This window comes from Microbacterium testaceum, from assembly GCF_001476285.1.
GTDB classification, from domain to species: Bacteria; Actinomycetota; Actinomycetes; order Actinomycetales; family Microbacteriaceae; genus Microbacterium; species Microbacterium testaceum_B.
The window spans coordinates 25,703-47,312 of sequence record NZ_LDRU01000035.1 but is presented as its reverse complement, the minus strand read 5'-3'; the positions used below and the strand labels follow the sequence as shown (position 1 = coordinate 47,312).

Sequence of the window (21,610 nt, the reverse complement as noted above, 5' to 3'; positions counted from 1 at the left end):
GATGTCCTGAGACATCACACTCGAGATACGTCCGGGTGTTTCGGACACTGAACGAGGGATGCCGGGCGTCGACCCTCGTGCAGCACCGCACCCGTGACCCGGTGCGCGAACGCAAGCCGGCGAGCGCCCGCTACGCCACCGCGCGCAGCGCCTCGTCGAGGTCGGCGATCAGGTCTTCGGCATCCTCGAGCCCGATCGACAGGCGGATGAGTCCGTCGCCGATGCCCAGGCGGTCGCGCGTCTCTTGCGTGAAGCCGAGGTGCGTCGTAGTCGCCGGATGCAGCGCCATCGAGCGGGTGTCACCGATGTTCGTCATGCGGCTGAACAGCCTGAGCGCGTCGAAGAACCGTTCGGCCGCCGGTCGTCCCCCGCGCACGGTGAAGGAGAACACCGAGCCCGACTGCCCGCCGTAATCGCGCACGGCGAGAGCGTGCTGCGGGTGCGACGGGAGTCCCGCGTAGTCGACGCTCTCGACGACGGGCTGGTGCTCGAGCCACTCGGCGATCGTGCGGGCGGAGGCGAGGTGCTGCCGCATGCGCACCGACAGCGTCTCCATGCCCTGCTGCAAGAGGAAGCCGTTGAGCGGAGACAGCGCGGGTCCCGTGTCGTTCGCGATCCCGAACCGCAGCGAGAACTCGAAGGCGCGCGGGCCGAACGCGTCGACGTACGACGCATGCTCGGCGATCGGCGTCGCGGTGATCGCGGGATACGAGCGATCGGATGCCACCCAGTCGAACGTTCCGCCGTCGACCACCGCCCCGGCGAGGTTCGCCCCGTGTCCCGAGAGGAACTTCGTGGCCGAGTGCACCACGACGTCGGCGCCGTGCTCGATCGGGCGGATCAGGAACGGTGTCGCGATGGTGTTGTCGACGATCAGAGGGATGCCGTGGCGCTTCGCGATGCGGGCGACGGCGGCGACGTCGACCACGTCGTTCTTGGGGTTGGGGAGCGTCTCGGTGAAGATCGCCTTCGTCTCGGGGCGGATGAGGGCGTCCCACTCCGCCTCGTCGTCGGGGTTCCAGACGTACTCGACGGTGACGCCCATGCGCGCGAACGTGCGATCGAAGAGCACGCGCGTGCCGCTGTAGATGCTCGCGGTCGAGACGATGTGTTCGCCGCTTCCCGCCAGCGCCAGCAGGGCGGTCGTGATCGCCGCCTGCCCGGACCCGACGACGATCGCCCCGCTGCCGCCCTCGAGAGAGGCCAGGCGTCGCTCCGCCACCTGGTTCGTCGGGTTGAGATTGCGCGAATAGAGGTGTCCGAGATCGGCACCGGCGAACCGGTCCGTCGCCTCCTGGAAGGACGCGAAGCGATATGCCGCCGACAGGTGAACCGGGGTGATGCGGGAACCGTGCGTGAGGTCTTCGACCTCGCCGGCGTGCACCTGGCGCGTCTGGAAGCCGAAGCCGTCCCACTCGACGTGGGGCGGCGATGCCTCAGCCACGAGCTCCGACCACTTCCTGCGGCAGGAGGGAGCCGAGCCACCGCGCGATCTCGCGCGGTCCCGAGCGGGGAGCCGTCGCCTCGACGTCGGGGTTGTAGTTCGTGTTCGTGTTGACGTCGTAGGTGACCGTGCGTCCGTCGCGCGTCTCGATGAACTCGATGCCGGCGATGCCGATGCCCTCGGCGGCGAGGAACGCGAGGTATCGGTCGACGAGCTCGGGATCCACGTCATCGCGGCGGCGGAACATCGGCTCGGGCTCGACGCCGTCGGCTCCGGGGATCGCGCACGCCTCGGCCGGGCACAGTTCGAAGCTGCCCGCGCTGGTGTCGACCCGCACCGCGTAGACGAGCGAGCCGGCGACGAACTCCGCGCGTGTGATGAACGGCGCCTTGGCGACGAGCAGCTCCTGGAGCAGCGTGATCCCGTCGGGCGACGGCTCGAAGTCGGGGCCGTCGACCCACGCCGCGAACTCGTCGACGGAGTCCCACCGACGCACACCGAGACCCTTGCCGCCCTGGTTGTGCTTGCTGATGAAGGGGGCACCGAACTCAGCCGCCCGCTCGACGATCCCATCGGTGCCGAGCACGGCGACGGTGCGCGCGACCTCGATGCCCGCGTGCTGGAGGGCCACGTGCTGCGCGACCTTGCTCACCTCGAGCTCCAGGACGTCGGCACCGTTGATGACGGTGCGACCCCATGCCGAGAGCCACCGCAGCACCGCCCGACCATAGTCCTTGCTGAGCGCTCGATCGCGGGTGTGCGCAGAGGCGCTCAATCGCGACCAGAACACGCCCTCCGGCGGCTCGGACGAGAGGTCGATCGCCCCCTCGGTCAACAGCCACTCCTCGAGCGGCACCCCCTCGGCGTCGAAGGCCGCCCGGAACGGCGGCAACCACGAGGGGTTGTCATGGATCACGTACACCTTGCCCGACATGCCGCCAGGCTAGCCCGCGGCCCCGACATCGCAGCCTTCGCGTGTCACCGTGCGTCATCGCCGTCCCCCGGGCGCACGGGCCGCCCGTCGAATCCGAACAATCCCGAACACCGCGCGACCACGCCGGCGCAGTGGCATCCCTTTGGATGAAGAGACACACCCGCGGTCGAGCCGGGACCACGCAGGAAAGAGAACCGATGGATGCCAAGCCCCCGCGAACGCCGATCGACGCCGAACTCGACTGGCAGGCTCTGCGCCTCCGGAAGATCGTGCACAAGCAGTTCGAGCTCTGGGCGATCACCCGCATCATCCACGGTCTGGACGACCCCGAGATCGAGTGGGTCACCCAGCAGGCCGTTCCCGCTCGGGAGGAGGGGAAGCGCGCGCTGCTCGACCTCTACTTCCCGCAGTTCCGGCTGGCCGTGGAGATCGACGAGCTGCAGCACGTCGACCAGGTCGAGCAAGACCGCCTTCGGGAGCGTCATGTCATCGACACCGCGAACGTCGAGTTCTGGCGGTGGAAGATGCAGGAGATCCGCACCCTCGACGACGCGCGAAAGCGTATCGACAAGTTGGTCCGCAACATCCGCAAACGCAAGCGCGCACAGATCGAGGATCAAACCTTCGTGCCGTTCCGATTCGGCCGCACCTACGACCCCACCGAGTGGATCGCGCGCGGGGGAGTCGGCATCCAGGACGACGCCCGATTCCGACGCCACACCGATGTCGCCCGACTGTTCGGTAAGGATCTCGCCGTGCACCGCTCTGGCATGCTGCGGCTGACGAAGAGCGTGCAGGTCTGGTTCCCGAAGCTCTACCCGAACAAGGAGTGGGACAACGCTCTGCTCGACGACGGCCAGCGCATCGTGCAGCGTCTCGCGGCCGACGTGAACGCCGGCGGCGACCCCGAGCCGCTTCGCCTCGGCAGTGGTTCGGGCGAGACGCGCCTCGTCTTCGCGCACTACCGCGACGAGTTCGGGCGGATCTACTACCGCTTCGTCGGGGCGTTCGAGCACGTTGGCCAGGACGGTCACAGCGCGGACTTCCGCCGCATCGGCCAGCGGATCACCGTCGACGGCGTGGGTGGCTTCGAGATCCTCCGCGAATGACGGGCCCCGCGCCCGGCGGCACCCTGACCGGAGGACAGCTGCACCCATGACGAACGTCACCCCCACATCGTGACGAGAGTCTGAGGTCGTTCGGCCGCCTGGCGGCCAGCATGAAGACATGACCTCCTCCACCCCCACTCCCGCCGCGATCGACGCGCGGGGCGTCGTCAAGAGCTTCGGCTCCGTTCATGCCGTCCGCGGCATAGACCTCTCGATCAAGCCGGGCGAGATCGTGGCGTTCCTCGGGCCGAACGGCGCAGGCAAGACCACGACGATCGACATGATCCTCGGCCTGAGCACCCCCGACTCCGGCTCCATCAGCGTCTTCGGACACAGCCCGCGCGGCGCGATCGCCCGGGGTCTCGTCTCCGCGGTCCTGCAGACGGGCGGGCTGCTGAAAGACCTGACCGTTCGCGAGACCGTCGAGCTGACGGCGAGCCTGTTCGCCGAGAAGCGTCCCGTCGACGAAGCGCTCGAGCGGGCCGGCATCCGGAATCTGGCGAACCGACGCGTCGGCCTCTGCTCGGGCGGTGAGCAGCAGCGGCTCCGCTTCGCAATGGCGCTCGTGAGCGACCCCGCCCTGCTCATCCTCGACGAGCCGACCACGGGCATGGATGTCGAAGCGCGCCGCTCGTTCTGGAACGCCATCCGAGCGGATGCCGCCCGCGGACGCACCGTCATGTTCGCGACGCACTATCTCGACGAGGCCGACGAGTACGCCGACCGCATCGTGCTGATGCGCGGGGGAGAGATCGTCGCCGACGGCCCCACCTCCGAGATCAAGAACCTCGTTTCGGGGCGCATGGTGCACGCGACGCTTCCGGATGCCGACATCACCGCCCTCGCGGCCCTCCCCGGCGTCGACTCGGTCGAGGCCGTCGGCGAGCGCATCGCGATCCGCACGAGCGACTCCGACGCCCTCGCACGACACCTGCTCACCACCACCGACGCGCGCGACATCGAGATCACGGCGCAGAACCTCGAGAGCGTCTTCCTCACCCTCACCGCCGACAACGCCGAACCCGCCCAGAATGGAGCAGTCCGATGACCGCCATCACACTTGACCGCCCGGTCCCCGCGTTCGGTGGGTTCACGCTCACGTATCTGCGCATCGAGCTGCTGCGCAAGCTCCGCAACCCGCGCAGCCTGCTGTTCACGGTCGCGTTCCCGGTGCTGATGTTCTTCATCGTCGGGTTCCAGACGCTCGACGTTCCGCTGACCGATACCCCGCTGGCATCCGGGGGCGTGTCGGTGGCCGCGTACATCATGGTCTCGATGGCGATGTACGGAACCATGATGTCCGCGACGCAGACCGGGGCGTCGGTCGCCGTCGAGCGTGCGCAGGGCTGGAGCCGCCAGCTCCGCCTCACCCCCCTGAACCCCGTCGCGAACGTGGTGGTCAAGATGATGGCGGGCATGATGTTCGGCCTCATCGCCGTGATCGCGACCTACGCCGTCGCCGCCTTCGCCGGTGTCACCCTCGCCCCCGTGCAATGGATCGTCACCGGCCTCGCAGCCTGGCTCCTCGCCAGCGCGGTGTTCACGACGCTCGGCCTCATGGTCGGCTACATGGTGCCGGGCGAGAACGCGGCGCAGATCACGAGCCTCGCCGTGGTGCTGCTGGCATTCCTCGGCGGCCTGTTCTTCCCCCTGTCGTCGATGCCCGATTTCCTCCAGGTCATCGGCAAGTTGACGCCCGTTTACGGCATCGGCGAGCTCGCGCGGTCGCCTCTGACGGGGGATGCCTTCGACCTCGGCGCCCTGATCAACGCGGTGGTCTGGCTCGCGGTGTTCGTCGCCGGAACCGTGTACTTCTTCCGGCGCGACACACGGCGCGCGTGACGCCTAGGGTGAACGACATGAGCAGTGGGACCGGCCCGGACCGAGCGATCGTTCCGGGCCGTCGCCCGTTTCAGCGCGGGTGGCTCATCGGTTCGTCGATCTCGCTGATCTGGACGTTCCCGACTCTGCTCACCCTCTGGGAAGAGCCGGGTCTGGCCCCGCGGGTGCTCGGGACCGCGATCGTCGTGGTGTTCGCGGCGCTGTTCATGGCGACCGCACCCCTCGCGCGGATCACCCCGTCGTTTGGCCGCCGGCTGATTCCCCCCGTGGCGCTCTTCGCGCTGAGCGTGGCCCTCTGGCCGTGGCTCGGCGCCGACGTGCGATGGCTGTGGACGTTCGTGGGCGTCTCAGTCGCCGTTTCGCGTGTGGGGTCCCGCACGATGTGGACGACCGTCGGCATCCTGAGCGGACTCTCGTTTGCCGTGGGCGAGTGGAGCGGGGCCGACACGTTCACGAGCGTGCTCAACTCGGCGATCATCCTTTCGATCTCGATCATGATGTTCAGCTTCATGCGGAACATCTCGACCCTCGAGCGCCTCCGCGATGCGCAGGCTCAGATCGCCGAACTCGCCGCCGAGAAGGAGCGCGGGCGCGTCGCGCGCGACGTCCACGACATCCTCGGCCACTCGCTCACCGTGATCACGGTGAAGGCAGAACTCGCCGGACGACTGATGGATGCCGGCTCCCCGGCCGCCCGCGACGAGATCACGCAGATCGAGCAGCTGGCGCGCGGCGCCCTCTCCGACGTCCGCACGACGGTCCACGGGTACCGCGGGGTGAGCATCAGCGGAGAGCTCGCCGCCGCGCGAGCGGCGCTGGAGAGCGCCGGTGTCTCCGCCGACCTCCCCGGATCAACCGAGCAGGTTCCCGCCGACCGTCGCGAGCTCGCCGGGTGGGTCGTCCGCGAGGCGGTGACCAACGTCATCCGTCATTCCGGTGCCACCGCCTGCCGGGTGCGGCTCGACGGCCGGTCGATCGAGGTGGCCGATGACGGCTGCGGCCCCTCGTCCACGGCATCCACCGGTTCGGGGCTGACGGGCCTCCGCGAGCGCGTCGAGACGTCCGGCGCTCGTCTGACCGTCGGGCGCAGCGACCTCGGCGGATTCACACTCAAGGTGGCATGGTGATCCGACTCCTCATCGCCGACGACCAGGCTCTCGTGCGCGGCGCCCTCGCCGCCCTGCTCGGTCTCGAGCACGACATCGAGGTCGTGGCCCAGGTCGGCCGTGGCGACGAGGTGGTCGAGGCGGCGCGGGCGTCCGAAGCCGACGTCGCTCTGCTCGACATCGAGATGCCCGGTATCGACGGCATCGCCGCGGCATCCCTCCTGCGTTCCGAGGTCCCCGGATGCCGTGCCCTCATCGTCACGACCTTCGGCCGCCCCGGCTACCTGGCGCGTGCCATGCAGGCCGGCGCCTCGGGATTCGTGGTGAAGGACACGCCCGCGGCGGAGCTCGCGGATGCCGTGCGGCGCGTGTCTCTCGGCCTCCGCGTCGTCGATCCGGCCCTCGCCGCCGAGTCGCTCGCACAGGGCGACTCTCCGCTGACGGAGCGCGAGACCGACGTGCTCGCCGCAGCGCGCGACGGCGGCTCGATCGCCGACATCGCGCGGACGGTCCACCTCTCCGAGGGGACGGTGAAGAACCACCTGTCCAGCGCGATCGGCAAGACCGGTGGGCGGAATCGGGCGGATGCCGTGCGGGTGGCGGTGGAGCGGGGGTGGCTGTAGCGGGAACTCAGCCTTCGGCAGGAGCACCCACCCCGAACGCCACCGCCTCCTCCTCCGTCAGCATCCGCGACCGGATGAGGAACCGCATCCCCGTCGGCCCCTCCACCGAGAACCCGGCTCCGCGCCCCGGCACGACGTCGATCGTGAGGTGCGTGAACTTCCAGTACTCGAACTGCGACTCCGACATGTAGACCTCGATCGGGTCATCCAGGCCGACCTCGATGTCACCGAGGCGCACGTCACTCGGTCCGGTCAGGAACATCCCCACCGGGTAACACATCGGCGAACTGCCGTCGCAGCAGCCGCCGGACTGGTGGAACATCAGCGGGCCGTGCTTCGCCGTCAGGTCGCGCAGCAGCGCGGCCGCGGCATCCGTCACGTCGACGCGGGAGAGCTGGGTCACCATGTCCCGCTCCTTTCGGTTGATGTCCCAAAATGTGTCGGTGTCACGGCCGGTGACCGGCCATAAGTGGGACGAGGGGCTGCGCCGCGGCCGCAGCACGGCGAGAACGGGCGCGGCCCGGAGCGGCATCGACGGGAACGGGTGTGACCCCCGGGACTAACCCGGGGGTCACGGAACCAGGGCCACCCGCCGCGGCCCCGGCTCCGCCGATCAGAAGAAGCCCATCGCGCCTTCGGCGTACGACACGAGCAGGTTCTTCGTCTGCTGGTAGTGGTCGAGCATCTTGAGGTGGTTCTCGCGGCCGATGCCCGACTGCTTGTAGCCGCCGAACGCGGCGTGCGCCGGGTACTGGTGGTACGTGTTCGTCCAGACGCGTCCGGCTTCGATCGCCCGACCTGCGCGGTACGCGGTGTCGCCGCTGCGGCTCCACACACCGGCACCGAGACCGTACAGGGTGTCGTTGGCGATGGAGATGGCGTCGTCGAAGTCGTCGAACGACGCGACGGACAGCACGGGGCCGAAGATCTCCTCCTGGAAGATGCGCATGTCGTTCGTGCCCTCGAACACGGTCGGTGCGACGTAGTAGCCGCCCGAGAGGTCGCCGCCGAGGTCGACCCGCTCACCGCCCGTGAGCAGCTTCGCGCCGCCCTGCTTGCCGATGTCGATGTACGACAGGATCTTCTCGAGCTGGTCGTTCGAGGCCTGCGCGCCGATCATCGTCTCGGGGTCGAGCGGGTTCCCCTGACGCACCTTCTTCACGCGCTCAAGGCCGTCACCCAGGAACTGGTCGTAGATCGAGCGCTGGATGAGCGACCGCGAGGGGCACGTGCACACCTCGCCCTGGTTGAGCGCGAACATCGTGAATCCCTCGAGCGCCTTGTCGTAGTACGCGTCGTCGCTGCGCAGCGCCACGTCTTCGAAGAACACGTTCGGGCTCTTGCCCCCGAGCTCGAGCGTCACCGGGATGAGGTTCTGCGAGGCGTACTGCATGATCAGGCGCCCGGTCGTCGTCTCGCCGGTGAACGCGATCTTGCGGATCCGCTTGTGCTGCGCGAGCGGGGCACCCGCCTCGATGCCGAAGCCGTTGACGATGTTGACCACGCCCGCGGGGAGCAGGTCGCCGATGATGTCGAAGAGGAACAGCAGGGATGCCGGGGTCTGCTCCGCCGGCTTGATCACGACGCAGTTGCCCGCGGCGAGGGCCGGCGCGAGCTTCCATGCCGCCATGAGAATGGGGAAGTTCCACGGGATGATCTGGCCCACCACACCGAGCGGTTCGTTGAAGTGGTACGCGACGGTGTTCTCGTCGAGCTGGCTCAGCGAGCCCTCCTGTGCGCGCAGCACGCCGGCGAAGTAGCGGAAGTGGTCGACGGTCAGCGGGATGTCGGCCGCGAGCGTCTCGCGCACCGGCTTGCCGTTCTCCCACGTCTCGGCGACGGCGATTCTCTCGAGGTTCTCCTCGATCCGGTCCGCGATTCTGTTCAGGATGACGCTGCGCTCGGCGGGCGTGGTCTTCTTCCAGCTCGCAAACGCCTTCCACGCGGCATCCACCGCTCTGTCGATGTCGTGCGCGTCGCCGCGGCCGACCTCGCAGAACGGCTTGCCGGTGACGGGGGTGATGTTCTCGAAGTACTCGCCGCTGTGCGGTTCGACCCACTCGCCGCCGATGTAGTGCCCGTACCGCGAGCGGTACTCGGCGACGGCCCCGCGGGTGCCGGGGGCGGCATAGACGCTCGAGACGCCTTCTTCGACGATGGTCATGCGTGTCTCCTTCGACGGTCATGAGTCGCCGCGACGGCTTCGAGCGGCGATGCGCCGACGGTACGCCGGGGGAGGTTGCATCGGGTTGCATCCGCATGTGCCTCAGGCCTGGCCACCGGAATCGGAGAGGTGCATCGGATTCGGATGGCGCTGCCCGTTCGATCCGAATCCGCTGCGCGCGTCCGAATCCGTTCACCTCGGCTGCGTCGCACATGCCTCGCGCGGACAGCACGCGACATCGCGCTTGCCCAGCGGCCGCCCCCCACAACTACGGCGCAGGCACCGGAAACCACGGATGCCACGACCCCGAGGCCGTGGCATCCGTTCCGCGCGTACCGTCAGGCGTCGGCGTCCGCCAGGACCGAGCGCAGGGGCGGGACGTTCACCTCGTGCAGGTCGATGTCGTCGAGGCGCTCGATGCTGATGACGCGCGGCGCGATCGTGCGGTCGTCGGCGACGATCCAACTGCCGACGAGGAGGAAGCGATCGTTGCCGGCGGTGATGGGCCCGGTCAGGGCGAAGGTGTGGTTCGTCGGTGTGGCGAAGGTGACCCGCACGGGCGTGCCGTGGGGGAGGGTCGACGGGTCGACGACATCGGCTGTGAGCGCCGGCTCGGGGGGCTCGATCCCCACGTCGATCCGCTGGATCTCGGAGCTCGTGCCCAGGATGATGTCGCCGACGAGCGGCTGCCCGCCCACGCCGATGCGTACGGTTCCCTCGATCGCGTACAGCCCATAGCGCGGGGAACGGACGATCACCCGGGCGACATCGCCCGCCTTGACCTCGGCGAGCGCCTCACGAATGCGCCCCACGTCGCGCCGAGCGCGAGCTGCCGAGAAGATGTCGAGCGCCTTTTCGTCCATATGTTCAGCGTAACGAGGGCCTCCGACATCGGGCACCCCGGGGCCGCATCCCGATGTCACGTGTCCCACTTCGCGCGAGATGTCAGCGCGATATCCGCACGAAGTGGGACATGCCGGTTCAGGAATACGTGCAAGAAGGCGCGAACGCCTCACCCGCGCTCGAGCCGCTCCACCCGTGCGACCAGTCCCGCGCGCTTCGGAGACCGCGCGGGCAACATGCTCAGGCACAGCCGCAGCACCTCCTCGTCGTCGCGCGCATCCGCCGTGTCGGCGTACGCGAGCAGCACGTCGATGCTCGCCTCGGCGAGCAGAGCCTCGCGCAGCGCCGAGCGCACGGACTCGCGCAGGTCGACGACGCCCGGCGCGTCCGATTCGGGCAGCACCGGGCCGGCATAGGCGGCGAGCGCCACGCGGTGCGCCCCGCGGTCGAGGAGCGACAGCACATGCTGCGCGTCGGTCTCGAGTCCGTCGGGCAGCCGGTACGGACGGGATGCCGGAACCAGGCGCGGTGCGACGGGGGCGAGCGCGCGCCGCAGACGCACCATCTCGGGACGGAGCGTCTCGACGACGGCATGACCGTAGACCGCCTCGCTCAACGCCTCGGCGGACAGACCCTCGCGATGGACGGCGAGCAGCAGCAGGATCTCCGCGTGACGGGCGCTCAGCTCGAGCGTCTCTCCCCCGGCCTCGAGCACCGCGCGGTCGCGACCGAGGATGCGCAGCAGCGCGCGGGACGGTGCCGATCTTCTCGGCGGGGGCGCCTGCTGCGCCCGGAGGCGCGCGACGAGGATCTCGCTCTCGATCGCCCGGGCCGTGGCATCCACGAGCAACTGCGCTTGCGGAGTCACCGCCTCGGGGCCTCCCGTCACGTCGATCACCCCGAGGAGGCGTCGCGATTCCGGGTCGTGCACGGGTGCCGCGGTGCATGACCACGGCTGCACGAGCCTATTGAAATGCTCGGCACCGCGGATCTGCACCGACCGGTCGAGGGTCAGAGCCGTTCCCGGGGCCGAGGTGCCGACGGCATCCTCCGCCCAGTTCGCGCCCGCGACGAAGCCCATGTCGCCGGTCAAGGCCCGGATGTGCCGGTCACCCTCGACCCACAGCAGCCGGCCGGCCGCGTCGCCCACGGCCACGACGACGCCCGACTCCTCGGCCGTTCCGGGCAGCAGAAGAGCCCGGACCATGTCCATCACCCCGGCGAGCGGATGCGCGCGGCGATACGCCTCGAGCTCGTCGCTTGCGAGGTCGAGCGAGGGGAGTCCCTCCGGTCCCACGAGGGATGCCAACGACCGCCGCCACGACTCCTGCACGAGCGGGCGCACGTCGTTCAGCCGCCGATCCTCCTCGTTGCCCGCGAGAAGTTCCTCGTGCGCTCGCGCGATCAGCAGCCCCGATGTCTCGGGGGAGATCGGCGGTCGCGACCACGGAGAAGGCACGGCACTCCCATCGGCGGTGACGGAGGAGGCTCCCAGTGTAAGTCGGTCGTCGCCCGGGCGGGAGGGGCGGTACCGTCACGCGGACTCACGGCGCGACACGCCGTTCTGCGGCTGGTCCACGCGGCGTGTCGGCCCCGGACTCCGCGCGACGGCCCGCCTCGTACCGGAGGGCCGAGGTACAGAAAGGGGAAAACACGTTCCGCACCCCGCACTACCGCGCACTGCGTGGTACTGTCCGAGGCAGACAAGCGAAGGGGGCCGCGTGTGGATACGACGCAGCTGTTGAAGGGGGTGCTGGATGCCGCCGTGCTGGCGGTCGTGCAGCACGACGACGGGTACGGGTACGACATCGTGCGACGCCTGCGCGAAGCGGGGCTCGGCGAGGTGGGGGATGCCTCGGTGTACGGCACGCTCCGCCGGCTCTACTCGGCAGGCGCCCTGTCGAGCTACGTCGTGCCGAGCGACGGGGGACCGCACCGCAAGTACTACGCGATCAACCCGCAGGGCCGTGAGCTGCTCGCCGCGCAACGCGCGAGCTGGGCTCACTTCTCCTCCGCCATGAGCACTCTCCTCGACGACACCACGACCACGAAACTGCGCACGATCGGAGAAGCCCGATGATCACCACGCCCGTCCGCGACGACATCCGCGCCTTCGCCTCCGCGGTGCGCGCGCACCTCGACGACCTCCCCGTCGACGAAGTCGACGACCTGCTCGACGGCCTCGAGGCCGACCTGTCGGATCAGGCCGCCGAGGCCGGTGACGGTTTCACGATTCCGGATGCTGCGACCTACGCCGCCGAGCTTCGTGCGGCCGCGGGGCTGCCGGAACGCGGCGATGCTCCCGCGACGAAACGCACGCCGTTCCGCGAGCGACTCTCGAACGCCCGGACGTCTGTCGAGGCACAGATCCGCCGCAACCCGGCCGGTGCCTGGCTGCTCGACCTGCTGGCATCCCTCCGTCCGATCTGGTGGATCCTGCGCGCGGTGGTGCTGTACCTCTTCATCGCGCCGCTTTTCTGGTCGGGGTACGGCTCGATGTCGGGTGCGCTCGCGTATCTGATCGGGGCGGTGCAGTTCCCGGGCATCGTGCTCCTGGCGGTGCTGCTGCTGGTGAGCGTGCAGTGGGGTCGTGGACGATGGGCACCCAACGCGATCGTCCGCGGTCTCCGCACCGCGGTGACCATCGTGGTCGTGGTCTTGACCCCGTTCACGCTCGCGGCGATCGGCGGCAACCTGCAGTCCCTGGTGTGGGATGGATCGCACGACGTCCTCGCGGCGCCCTACACGTCGGGTCTGTCGCTCGACGGTCAGCGCGTCCGCAACATCTTCGCGTTCGACGCCGACGGCAACGCGATCCCGACCGTGCAGCTGTTCGATCAGGACGGCACTCCGCTCACGACCGTCGGCAACGCGAACGGCAACGCTCCCTTCGACAACTACTTCTATGGCGGTGGCGGTCCCGTGCCCGTGCCCTACACGGCACCCGGCGCCGCCGACGCGTGGAACATCTATCCGCTGCACGAGATCCCGGCGGGCGTGATGAGCTGGGATTCGGTCGAGGACGTCAAGAAAGCGACCGCGCCGGCGTTCCCCTTCCTGCGCGTTCAGCCCGTCCCTACCGACGCGGCGTCTTCCGCCGGAACGACTGCCGGGCCCACGCCTCAGCCGTCGCCGAGCCCCACCGACGCGGCGGTGACCCCGTGAGCGACGAGCCGCGCATCGTGAGCATCGACCTCACCCACCTCGTGATCGCCGCGCTGGAGGACGCCCGCGACGAGGAGGAGTAGGCATACCGAACTCGGGGCGTGATTCGGCGGATTGGGGGCGTCGAATCACGCCCCGGCCGTCTCCCCGCCCGCTGAACGCGCGCCGTCGTGCGGAGTTCGACCTCGACACGCCGTTCCCGACGGCTCCGGACCGGCGTGTCGGCCACGAACTCCGCGCGACGGCACACCACGCCCGGCCGCACACGACGCCCCGCCGCGACTCGCGTCAGCTCCGCGCGGCCCACCAGTCCCGAAGACGCCGCTCGGCCTCTTCTTCGCCCACCACGCCCTCATCGAGTCGCAGGTCGAGCAGGAAGCGATACGCCTCGCCGACCTCGCGGCCCGGCGTCAGCCCCAGCACCTCCTGGATGCGGTTGCCGTCGAGCTCGGGCCGGATCGCGTCGATCTCCTCCTGCTCGCGCAGCGTCGCGATCCGCGATTCGATGTCGTCGTAGGCGGATGCCAGGCGCTGGGCCTTGCGCTTGTTCCGCGTGGTCACGTCCGCCCGCGTGAGGATGTGCAGCCGCTCGAGCTCGTCCCCCGCGTCGCGGACGTAACGCCGCACCGCGGCATCCGTCCACGCCCCTTCCGCGTAGCCGAAGAAGCGCAGGTGCAACTCGATCAGGCGCGAGACGGTCGTCGTGGTCGCCGCGTCGAACCGCAGCGCCTGAAGGCGCTTGCGTGCCATCCGCGCGCCCTTGATGTCGTGATGGTGGAAGGTGACGCCACCGCCGGGCTCCAGTCGCCGGGTCGCCGGCTTGCCGATGTCGTGCAGCAGGGCCGCGAGGCGGAGGGGCACGTCGGGCGCGGCATCCGGATTCCGCTCCTTCTCGAGCGCGATGGCCTGCCGCAGCACCGTGAGCGAGTGCTCGTAGACGTCTTTGTGGTGGTGGTGCTCATCGACCTCGAGCCGCAGCGCGGGGACCTCGGGGAGGAACTCGTCGATCAACCGGGTCTCAACCAAGACCCGGATGCCACGCACCGGATCATCGGTCTGCAGAAGCCGCACGAGCTCGGCCTGAACCCGCTCGGGACTGACGATCTGGAGCGTCTCGCGCAGAGCGCTCATCGCGTCGAGGGTGTCGGGGTCGATCGCGAACTCGAGCTGCGACGAGAAGCGCGCCCCGCGCAACATGCGCAGCGGGTCGTCGCCGAAGCTCACGGCCGGGTCGATCGGGGTGCGCAAGCGTCCGGCGATGAGGTCTTCGACGCCGCCGGTCGGGTCGACGAGCGTCCGCGCGGGGACGCGCAGCGCCATCGCGTTGACGGTGAAGTCACGACGGCTGAGGTCGGCCTCGAGCGTGTCGCCGAACTCGACGGTGGGCTTGCGGGTGACGCCGTCGTAGCTGTCGGCGCGATAGGTCGTGATCTCGACCTGCTCGCCCTTCACGCGGGCGCCGATCGTGCCGAAGGCCCGTCCCACGTCCCACTGCACCGACGACACGGGCTTCACGAGCGCGAGGATCTCATCGGGGCGGGCGTCGGTGGTGAAGTCGAAGTCGTGCGTCAGGCGCCCGAGCAGCGCGTCGCGCACCGGGCCGCCCACGATCGCGAGATCGCGCCCCGCGTCGGCGAAGACGCGGGCCAGGGTGGCGACCACGGGATGCGCGGCGAGCTCTTCGAGGCGCGCGAGACCCTCGGCCATGTTCAGCATGCTTTCGAGCCTATCCGGGGCCGCCGACAGCGCACCTGCGGCACCCCACGACGCCGAGTGTCCGAGAAACGCCGTATCGGGCTCACGCGTTGCGGCGTGTTCCGGACACTCGACCGCCGCGGCGCCTATGCGTCGAGAAAGCGCAGGAACCCGGCGACGATGAGCTCACGCACGCGGGGGAGGAGGTCGGCGCGGAGGTCATCGGCATCCACCTCGAGAAGCTCGGCGATCGCACCGACCAGCGGTCCCACGGCGAGGTCTCCGTCGCACGCACCGACGAGGGCGGCGAGCGCCGGGTCGACCTCGATCGTGCGACCAAAGCCTCCGCCCTGGCGCAGCTCGATCACCGACGGAGACTCCTCTCCGGGGCGGTGGTGCCGGGCGTCCGTGACGTCGGACGCCACACGAAGGGTCGCGGCGGCCAGCCCGTCGTCGTCGAGCAGGGCGGCGCGGTCGTGCTCCTCGAGGCACGCGGCCAGGTGCGGACCGAACGCCGCGTCGCCGCCGCCGGCGACCCGCTCGTAGCGCGCCAACGTCGGAGCCCCGGCGAGCGGTCGGCGCAGGAGCACGTACCCGAAGCCGATCCCCGTGACCCCGCGCCGGTCGAAGTCCTCGAGCCAGGCGTCGATCAGACCGGCGTACGCGGGTGTCCCCGGCACCGTTCCGCCGTCGCGCACCCACAGCTCGGCGTACGCGAGCGGATCCAGCACCTCGCGCTCGATCACCCAGGCATCCAGCTCGGGATCGACCCACCCCTTCACCCGGTCCAGCCCGCTCTCGCCGTCGCGGTACTCCCAGTTGCCGAGCGACTGCGCCACTCCGCCCGGTGCGAGGTGCGCTCCGACGCCGGCGATCACGGAGGCCACGAGAGCGTCACCCTCGAGCCCTCCGTCGCGGTACTCGTACGCCGGAACCCCCGCCACACGCGGAGTGATGACGAACGGAGGATTGGATGCCACCCGCTCGAACACCTCTCCCTCGACGGGTTCGAAGAGCGAACCGTGCCGCGTCTCGATCCCGTCGACGTCGTTCAGGAGGGCGTTCAGGCGGGTGAACCGCAAGGCCCGTTCGGAGATGTCGGTGGCGACCACTCGCGGCACCAGGCGCCGCAGGCGAAGAGCCTGGATGCCGCACCCCGTGCCGATGTCGAGAGCCGAGGCGGCGCGCCAGGTGACCTGCAGCCGCGCGAGCGTCTGCGACGCCCCACCGACGCCCAGCACGTGGTCCTCGGGGAGGGGACCGCCCAGGGCCGCCTCGTCGAGGTCACTGGCGATCCACCACTCCTCCTCGCCGTCCGCGTCGGCGATGGCCTGCGGGCGGACGAGAACCGTGGGAGCCACAGCGTCGCCGTCCTCTGCGACGAGCCCGAGAGCGACGACTCCCGCAACGCCGACCGACGGCAGAGCGGTCGCCAGGTCGTCGCGCGTCACCGCACGACCGAGCCCCCACAACCGGCCCAGCACCGCGAGCGGATCGCGCCGGTCGCCCAGCGCGCGCATCGCGGGGCCGAGCAGTCCGCGTGCGACGGCGTCGTCGGCCTGTGGGCCCCACGCGCTCCTCAGCTCGGCGCTGCGGTAGCCCGCCGCCCGCAGGTCGTCGGCGAGGAGGCGGCACAGCGTCGGATCGGGTTCGGGAAGCACCGCTCCATTCAACCGTCTCCGCGAGGCTATCGGGGGGCTCCGAGGTGGGCGGCCCTAGACTCGTCGCGGTGCGAGACCCCTCGCCCACCGACGCTCGTATGACCGTGATCTCCCAGCCCTCTGGCTCACCCGTGCTGCGGCGCCCTCTCACGCGCCGGCTGCTGGCGACCCTCGCGGCAACCGCCCTGGCGCTGGGTCTGGCCGCTCCCGCGGCGGCCGTGGCTGCTCCGACGGCCACGCCGACGCCCTCGGCCACGGCGAACGCCGCACCGGTGCTCGCGGTCGCACCGGCGGCCAACGGCATCCTGCGCAGCGGGGACGCGCTCACCGCGACCGCGACCCGAGCGAACCCCAGCGGCGGAAGCGCTCTCTCCGCCTCCGCCGTGGCGCTTTCGATCGGCACGCAGGCCCTCGCCGACGACACCGCCCTGACGCGCTGGCTCGACGGCGACGCGACCGGCGTGACGCTGCAGCAGATCGCCACCGGGATTCTGGATGCCACACCCTCCGGCTCGCAGGCGTCGACGACGTTCAGCGTGCCCGCCACCGATGCCGCGGTGGCCGGCCGGCCCGCAGGGGTGTACCCGCTTCTCGCCCGCACGGATGACGGCCTCACGGCGCTCAGCGTCGTCGTGGTGACCGCCGACGGGGGGACGCCGACGCCCCTGGGACTCGTCGTTCCCATCACCGCGTCGCCGATGACGCGTGGCCTCCTCACCGCCAACGAGCTCGTCGACCTCACGGCGGTCGACGGTCCCCTCTCGGCCCAGCTCGACGCCGTCGACGGCACGCGGGCGACCCTCGCAATCGACCCGGCGATCGTGGCATCCATCCGCGCACTCGGCTCGTCGGCACCTCCCACCGCCGTGGCGTGGCTCCAGAGACTGCTGTCGCTGCCCAACGAACGCTTCGCTCTGCAGTTCGGCGATGCCGATCTGGCATCGCAGCTGCGCGCCGGGCTCACGGCCCCCCTCGCCCCGACCTCGCTCCAGTCGTACATGACGACGAGCGATTTCACGCAGCCCCCCGCGGTCGCGAGCCCGTCGCCGGATCCCTCCGCGACCCCGGGGCAGCCGACGCTCCCCGACCTGACGACCCTGCTCGACATCGGCTCCGCGACACCGTCGGTCTACTGGCCGGCCTCCGGCTCCGCGGGTGCCGACACGGTGGCCGCTCTCGGCGGTCAGGGGACCGTGGACGCCCCCGCGCGGGTCCTGGTTCCCTCGAGCACCGTCGCCGGTGCGGGCGAGGCCGTCCCGGCGAACGCCAGCGTCGGAGGAGTGTCCACCCCCGTGTATGACGCCGAGGTCTCAGCGGCGCTGACCCGTGCGGCCGGCGAGAACGACACGACACGACGGGGAGGCGACCTCGCCGCGGCACTGGGTTATCTCTCGTTCGCGCGCGCCGCGAACGGCGACCGTCCCGTCCTCGCCGTCCTCGACCGCGGCACGGACCGCTCGCGCGGGAGCCTCCGCGCCACCATGACGGCGGTCACGACGGCGCCGGGCTTCACCGGAACGACCCTCGACGCGATCGCCGGGCAGCCGGCATCCGCGATCTCGCTCGTCGATGCCGCGATCGACGGCACCCGGGTCGACGACGTGACGAACCTCGTCGCCGACGAGCAGGTCATCGATCGGTTCGCGACGATCCTCGAGCAGCCCGACCTGCTCACCGGTCGAGAGCGCGCCGAGGTCCTGCAGGTGCTGAGCGTGGGATGGACCGGGGATGCCGCCCGCACGGCCGTCTCCGATCACCGCGCCGCGACGCAGACCACCCTGAACGCGGTCGGCATCCTGTCGTCCGATTTCCGCCTGGTGAGCTCGAGCGCGCCGCTGCGGCCGTGGGTGCGCAACGACCTCCCGTGGCCGATCTCGGTGGTGCTCGCGGTCCGTCCCGACGATGCGCGACTGCGGGTCCAGGATCGCACCCCGGTCGAGGCCCAAGCGTCGGCGAACACGCGCGTCGAGGTGCCCGTCGAGGCGCGACTGGCCAACGGCGAGGTCAGCGTCGCTCTTCAGCTCTACAGCCCCACCGGAGAGCCCGTCGGTGCCCCGCAGGTCGTCGACGTCGAAGTGCGCGCCGAGTGGGAGAGCATCGGCCTCATCGTCGTGATCGTGCTCGTCGTCGTCTTCCTCAGCGTGGGCGTGATCCGAACTCTCGCGCGCCGACGGCGCGTCGCCGCCGGCCAGGAGCCGGAGCCGACACCCGATGACGAGCCGGCCGACGGACGCGCCCCCGCCGAAGGCGATGCCCTCGATGACCCCACCAACGCCCCCGACGTCGACGCCACCGACGTCAACGCCCGCGACGTCAACGCCACCGAGGAGTCCCACCCGTGAGCAGCATCGGTCGCGCGAGCGTCCTCATCGGGGCGGGCACTGTCGTCTCGCGGGTCAGTGGCCTGCTCCGCCAGGTCGTCCTGGTCGCGATCGTCGGCTCGGTCCAGAGCTACGCCGGCGATGCGTTCGGTCTCGCCAACTCGCTCCCGAACGCGATCTACGCGATCATCTCGACCGGCGTGCTCACGGCGGTGATCGTCCCGCAGATCGTCAAGGCGGCGTCCCATTCGGACGGCGGCCGCGCGTTCATCTCCAAGCTGTTCACCCTCGGCACCGTCATCCTCCTCATCGCCACGGCGCTCGCGATGATGGCCGCCCCGTGGATCGTGGCACTGTACACACCGGCGACGACGGCGCCCGACCAGCTCGCCCTGGCCACCGCCTTCGCCTACTGGTGCCTGCCGCAGATCTTCTTCTACGGCCTGTACTCGCTCCTCGGCGAGGTGCTCAACGCTCGGAAGGTCTTCGGTCCGTACACCTGGGCGCCGATCGTCAACAACGTCGTCTCCCTCATCGGGTTCGGCGCGTTCCTGTTGATCTTCGGCGGTCCGAACACGGCGGTCGATCAGTGGACACCCGCGATGATCGCCCTCCTGGGAGGCGTCGCCACCGGGGGGATCGTGCTGCAGACCGTCGTCCTGCTCGTGTTCTGGCGTCGCGCCGGCTTGCAGCTGCGCCCCGACTTCCAGTGGCGCGGAGTGGGCCTCCGCCACATCGGGCGCCTCGCCGGCTGGACGTTCCTCATGGTGATCGTGGGTCAGCTCGCCGGCATCGTGCAGAGCCGTGTCCTCTTCGAGGCATCCGGAAACGGTCCTGCCGTCCTCGCGTCGCAGAACGCCTGGCTCGTGTTCATGCTCCCCTACTCCCTCATCGTGCTGTCGATCGGGACGCCCTATTTCACGCAGTTGAGCGAGCATGCGGCCGCCGGACGAGACGATCGCGTCCGGGACGACATCGTCCGGAGCATTCGCGTCCTCGGCCTCTTCATCGTGGCCGCCACCGCGGCGCTGGTCGCCGCTGCCGTCCCTGCCTCCCGCATCTTCACGAACGACTCCCGCGAAGCCGTGGCCGCCGCTCCGGTTCTGCTGTGCTTCCTGGTCTGCCTGCTGCCGTTGGCGGTGCTCTTCGTCATCCAGCGCACGTTCTACGCGTACAACGACACGCGCACCCCGTTCTTCTTCACCCTCGTCCAGGGCGTCCTCGTCGCGTTGACCGCTCTCGGTGCGGGATGGGCGCTGGATGCCGGACTGCTCCCGATCACCGAGCTCGCCGCCGCGGTCGCCCTGGGTCAGTCGCTATCGAGTCTCGTTCAGGTCATCATCGCGACGGCCATCCTGAATCGCCGCCTGGGGGGTATCGGCGTTCGCGAGTGGCTGGTACCGCTCGGACGCTTCCTCCTGGTCGGCATCCCCGCGGGTGCGGCCGGATGGGGCGTGGTGATGCTCTGCGGCGGTCCCGAGGGGTGGATCTCCGCCGATCGCCTCACGGGAGTGCTCGGGTCCGCGCTCGTCGGTGTTGTCGTGCTCGCGGTGTACATCAGCATCCTGGCCCTGTTCCGAACCCCCGAACTGGCTCCGGCGCTCGCGCTCGGTCGGCGGTTCCTCCCCAAGCGCTAGCCCCCCGGTCGCGGAATACCCCGCGGCTACCATGGGTTTCATCCGACGGAATCAACGAGAGGAAGGCGCAATCGTGCGTCACGTCATCATCATCGGGTCGGGTCCTGCCGGCTACACGGCCGCCATCTACGCCGCCCGGGCCAACCTCGAGCCCCTCGTCGTCGCGAGCTCCGTCGAAGCCGGGGGCGACCTCATGAACACGACCGAGGTCGAGAACTTCCCCGGGTTCCCCGAAGGCATCCAGGGCCCCGACCTCATGGCCAAGATGCAGGCTCAGGCCGAGCGTTTCGGTGCCGAGGTCCTCTACGACGACGTCGTGTCGCTGGAGCTCGACGGACCGGTCAAGAAGGTGACGCTGGGCAGCGGCAAGGTCGAAGAGGCCGTTTCGGTCATCTACGCCACCGGCTCGGCGTATCGCAAGCTCGGTCTCGAGGGCGAGGACCGCCTCTCGGGCCACGGTGTCTCGTGGTGTGCCACATGCGACGGGTTCTTCTTCCGCGACCGCACGATCGCGGTCGTCGGCGGCGGTGACTCCGCGATGGAGGAGGCCAACTTCCTCACCAAGTTCGCATCGAAGGTGTACATCATCCACCGCAAGGACACCCTGCGCGCCTCGAAGATCATGCAGGAGCGCGCTTTCGCGAACCCCAAGATCGAGTTCATCTGGAACAGCGCGGTCGACGAGATCCTCGGCGACGAGGCCGTCTCCGGCGTCCGCCTGCGCTCGACCGTCGACGACACCACGCGCGAGCTGCCCCTCGACGGCCTGTTCGTCGCGATCGGCAACGACCCGCGCACGCACCTCGTGCACGACAAGCTGCAGCTCACCGACCAGGGCACGATCTGGGTCGACGGACGCTCGTCGCGCACGTCGGTCGAGGGTGTCTTCGCCGCCGGCGACGTGATCGACCCCACGTACCGTCAGGCCATCACCGCGGCCGGCAGTGGCACGGTGGCCGCCCTCGACGTGGAGCACTTCCTCGCGGCGCGTGGCGAGGCCGGCGAACCCGCCGTCGCCGACAGCCTCATCGAGGGCCTGCCCGACGCTGCGGTGGTCTGAGGAACA

Annotated in this window: 18 protein-coding genes; 10 read left to right on the top strand and 8 right to left on the bottom strand. The window is 70.0% G+C overall.

What is annotated here, in order from left to right:
* Positions 1-130: 130 nt before the first annotated feature.
* Positions 131-1,444: an O-acetylhomoserine aminocarboxypropyltransferase/cysteine synthase family protein gene (locus NS283_RS07335; protein ID WP_058596223.1), complete on the bottom strand. Its 1,314-nt coding sequence runs from the start codon at positions 1,442-1,444 to the stop codon at positions 131-133.
* Positions 1,437-2,378, bottom strand: coding sequence for an ATP-grasp domain-containing protein (locus NS283_RS07330; protein WP_058596222.1), 942 nt, complete (start codon positions 2,376-2,378; stop codon positions 1,437-1,439). The genes NS283_RS07335 and NS283_RS07330 overlap by 8 nt, the downstream gene beginning before the upstream one ends.
* Before the next feature lie 197 nt (positions 2,379-2,575).
* Here NS283_RS07330 and NS283_RS07325 point away from each other — a divergent pair, with 197 nt between their 5' ends.
* The 5 genes from NS283_RS07325 to NS283_RS07305 all read left to right on the top strand — a co-directional run bounded on the left by NS283_RS07325 (position 2,576) and on the right by NS283_RS07305 (position 7,058).
* The gene (locus NS283_RS07325; protein ID WP_058596221.1) at positions 2,576-3,487 is read left to right on the top strand and encodes an AbaSI family restriction endonuclease; all 912 of its coding nucleotides are present in this window, start codon (positions 2,576-2,578) and stop codon (positions 3,485-3,487) included.
* Positions 3,488-3,605: 118 nt separating this feature from the next.
* The gene (locus NS283_RS07320; RefSeq protein WP_058596220.1) at positions 3,606-4,535 is read left to right on the top strand and encodes an ABC transporter ATP-binding protein; all 930 of its coding nucleotides are present in this window, start codon (positions 3,606-3,608) and stop codon (positions 4,533-4,535) included.
* Entirely contained in the window at positions 4,532-5,329 is a 798-nt protein-coding gene (locus tag NS283_RS07315; RefSeq protein ID WP_058596219.1) for an ABC transporter permease, read from the top strand. The genes NS283_RS07320 and NS283_RS07315 overlap by 4 nt, the downstream gene beginning before the upstream one ends.
* Before the next feature lie 17 nt (positions 5,330-5,346).
* Positions 5,347-6,456, top strand: coding sequence for a sensor histidine kinase (locus NS283_RS07310; protein ID WP_058596225.1), 1,110 nt, complete (start codon positions 5,347-5,349; stop codon positions 6,454-6,456).
* Positions 6,453-7,058, top strand: coding sequence for a response regulator transcription factor (locus NS283_RS07305; RefSeq protein WP_081317304.1), 606 nt, complete (start codon positions 6,453-6,455; stop codon positions 7,056-7,058). The genes NS283_RS07310 and NS283_RS07305 overlap by 4 nt, the downstream gene beginning before the upstream one ends.
* 7 nt (positions 7,059-7,065) lie before the next feature.
* Here the strand turns inward: NS283_RS07305 and NS283_RS07300 are convergent, their stop codons facing one another.
* From NS283_RS07300 to NS283_RS07285, 4 genes are all read right to left on the bottom strand, one after another.
* Entirely contained in the window at positions 7,066-7,464 is a 399-nt protein-coding gene (locus NS283_RS07300) for a DUF779 domain-containing protein (RefSeq protein WP_058596217.1), read from the bottom strand.
* 207 nt (positions 7,465-7,671) lie between these two features.
* A complete protein-coding gene (gene exaC, locus NS283_RS07295; protein WP_058596216.1) occupies positions 7,672-9,222 on the bottom strand; it encodes an acetaldehyde dehydrogenase ExaC in 1,551 nt (516 codons plus the stop codon).
* Between the two features lie 338 nt (positions 9,223-9,560).
* On the bottom strand, positions 9,561-10,085 hold the full coding sequence (locus NS283_RS07290; RefSeq protein ID WP_058596215.1) for a hypothetical protein: 525 nt from the start codon (positions 10,083-10,085) through the stop codon (positions 9,561-9,563).
* 149 nt (positions 10,086-10,234) lie between these two features.
* Positions 10,235-11,524: a GAF domain-containing protein gene (locus tag NS283_RS07285; RefSeq protein ID WP_058596214.1), complete on the bottom strand. Its 1,290-nt coding sequence runs from the start codon at positions 11,522-11,524 to the stop codon at positions 10,235-10,237.
* Between the two features lie 264 nt (positions 11,525-11,788).
* Between NS283_RS07285 and NS283_RS07280 the strand changes: the two genes are divergently transcribed.
* Together NS283_RS07280 and NS283_RS07275 are read left to right on the top strand one after the other, a co-directional pair.
* Positions 11,789-12,145 carry a PadR family transcriptional regulator gene (locus NS283_RS07280; protein WP_058596213.1) on the top strand — a complete coding sequence of 119 codons (357 nt, stop codon included), beginning with the start codon at positions 11,789-11,791 and terminating at the stop codon, positions 12,143-12,145.
* Positions 12,142-13,230, top strand: coding sequence for a hypothetical protein (locus tag NS283_RS07275; RefSeq protein WP_058596212.1), 1,089 nt, complete (start codon positions 12,142-12,144; stop codon positions 13,228-13,230). The genes NS283_RS07280 and NS283_RS07275 overlap by 4 nt, the downstream gene beginning before the upstream one ends.
* A 288-nt stretch (positions 13,231-13,518) precedes the next feature.
* Here NS283_RS07275 and NS283_RS07270 read toward each other — a convergent pair whose 3' ends face one another.
* Positions 13,519-14,946: a CCA tRNA nucleotidyltransferase gene (locus NS283_RS07270; protein ID WP_058596211.1), complete on the bottom strand. Its 1,428-nt coding sequence runs from the start codon at positions 14,944-14,946 to the stop codon at positions 13,519-13,521.
* A 125-nt stretch (positions 14,947-15,071) separates the two neighbouring features.
* Positions 15,072-16,586 carry a DUF7059 domain-containing protein gene (locus NS283_RS07265; protein ID WP_058596210.1) on the bottom strand — a complete coding sequence of 505 codons (1,515 nt, stop codon included), beginning with the start codon at positions 16,584-16,586 and terminating at the stop codon, positions 15,072-15,074.
* 68 nt (positions 16,587-16,654) lie between these two features.
* Between NS283_RS07265 and NS283_RS07260 the strand changes: the two genes are divergently transcribed.
* The 3 genes from NS283_RS07260 (at position 16,655) to trxB (ending at position 21,604) form a co-directional block, all read left to right on the top strand.
* Positions 16,655-18,928, top strand: coding sequence for a DUF6049 family protein (locus NS283_RS07260; RefSeq protein WP_153003298.1), 2,274 nt, complete (start codon positions 16,655-16,657; stop codon positions 18,926-18,928).
* Positions 18,925-20,544 carry a murein biosynthesis integral membrane protein MurJ gene (murJ, locus tag NS283_RS07255; RefSeq protein ID WP_058596208.1) on the top strand — a complete coding sequence of 540 codons (1,620 nt, stop codon included), beginning with the start codon at positions 18,925-18,927 and terminating at the stop codon, positions 20,542-20,544. Before NS283_RS07260 ends, murJ begins: the two co-directional genes overlap by 4 nt.
* A gap of 73 nt (positions 20,545-20,617) precedes the next feature.
* The gene (trxB, locus tag NS283_RS07250) at positions 20,618-21,604 is read left to right on the top strand and encodes a thioredoxin-disulfide reductase (RefSeq protein WP_081317303.1); all 987 of its coding nucleotides are present in this window, start codon (positions 20,618-20,620) and stop codon (positions 21,602-21,604) included.
* Positions 21,605-21,610: the final 6 nt, after the last annotated feature.